The sequence below is a fragment of the Desulfurellaceae bacterium genome (assembly GCA_021296095.1).
GTDB lineage: Bacteria > Desulfobacterota > Binatia > Bin18 > Bin18 > JAAXHF01.
Genome location: JAGWBB010000103.1, coordinates 1 through 1,559 on the forward strand (window position 1 = coordinate 1; position 1,559 = coordinate 1,559).

The following is a 1,559-nucleotide window of genomic DNA, read 5'->3' on the forward strand; positions in this document are numbered from 1 at the left end:
GAGGTGCGCTTTCCGGCTGCCTAGCGCAACCGGCATCTCTCAAGACAGGTCGTGTTACTTGGCACGCCGCGCGGCATCAAGCGCCAGATACGTCAGAAACCCTCCGGCAACGACAAGGACAAGAGCCATCAAGATATCCATGACCAGACTATCTTTTAAGCTGTCTCTTCCTTGGGGCCGTCAAGTTCAGGCATACACGACTCACTCAATACGACAAATGGAGAGCCCCCCTATTCGTCCCCGTAGCCGAGTTGCTCGTTGAGGCGCGCAACGGCTTCCACATAGCCGCTGGCCATGTCCCGCACCACATCACGCGCCGAGCGCAGGCTGTTCTGTTCGCCAATGCCCTGGCCGGTCGGATAGGTGTACAGCTGGTAGGCGCCGGACTCGGGCGTCACCCCCGGCGCCTTCATGCCGCGATCAATCCGGCGCAGGTAGTTGTAGGCCAGGATGCTCTGCAAGGGGGTTTTCAGCGGCTCCGGGGTGTCTTTGCGCTCCCACTCGTCGGTCCACCTGGAGCGTAGAAAGCGGGCGTGCTTGCCGGTCATAGACGTTGTCCGAACCGTACTGCCGGAGTCGGCCGCCAGCAGCTTGTCCTTGGCCATCCGGTCCAGCTCGGACTCGGTCGTGGTCAGCCACACCGTTCCGCACCACACCCCCTGGGCGCCGAGCGCCATGGCCGCAGCCATCTGGCGGCCGTTGCCAATGCCCCCCGCGCCCAGGACCGGCGTTGGCGCCACCGCGTCTACAATCTCCGGGATCAGCACCATGCCGCCGATGTCCCCGGTGTGGCCGCCAGCCTCGTAGGACTGGGCGATGATGACATCAACCTGAGCATCCTTATGGCGCACAGCATGGCTCCTTTTACCGGCCAGGGCGCCGACGAAAATGCCTTTTTTGTGTGCCGCCTCAACCACATAGGCGGGCGGGGTGCCGAGCGCGCTGACCAGAAACCTGGCCTTGTGCTCCAGGGCAATATCAATGATCCCCCTGGCTTCTTTCTGCGAGTAACGCAGCCCACGTCCCTTGGCCGACGGCGCATCGGGCGGCAGTTCGGGCACCCCGACCTGTTCCAACAGCTCGTCGAGAAATTGCTTATGCGCCTCAGGAATAAGCTCCTCAAGCGATTCGCGGGCCAGCCCGCCCTTGTCGGCGCCGACATAGTTGGCCGGCATCATCAGATCGACCCCATACGGGATATCGCCCAGCTGCTCGTCTATCCAGGCCAGGTCAATCTCCAGCCGCTGGTCGGTATGAATCGCCGCCCCAAGAACGCCCAGCCCGCCCGCCTTGCTGACCGCCACGACCACATCCCGGCAGTGGGTGAAGGCAAAAATAGGGAACTCGATTCCGAACATGTCAGTCACTGAAATCGGCATGTCTTGCTCCGTGCTCGGCGTCCGTCCCGCCTAGTCCACCGGCGGCAACCATTTCAGGTCTTGAAAGCGCTTGATCCACTTGCGGAAACAATCCTCGGTGTCCATGCAGTCGGCGAAGCCGGCCTGACGCAGCTTGATGGTGCTGACCAGCATGGGCGGCGGCGCCTGGTCTCTGGCTCC

1 protein-coding gene is annotated in these 1,559 nt (G+C 62.7%); it reads right to left on the reverse strand.

The window, feature by feature from the left end; genetic code table 11:
• Window positions 1–230: 230 nt before the first annotated feature.
• On the reverse strand, window positions 231–1,379 hold the full coding sequence (locus tag J4F42_19155; protein MCE2487636.1) for a nitronate monooxygenase: 1,149 nt from the start codon (window positions 1,377–1,379) through the stop codon (window positions 231–233).
• Window positions 1,380–1,559: the final 180 nt, after the last annotated feature.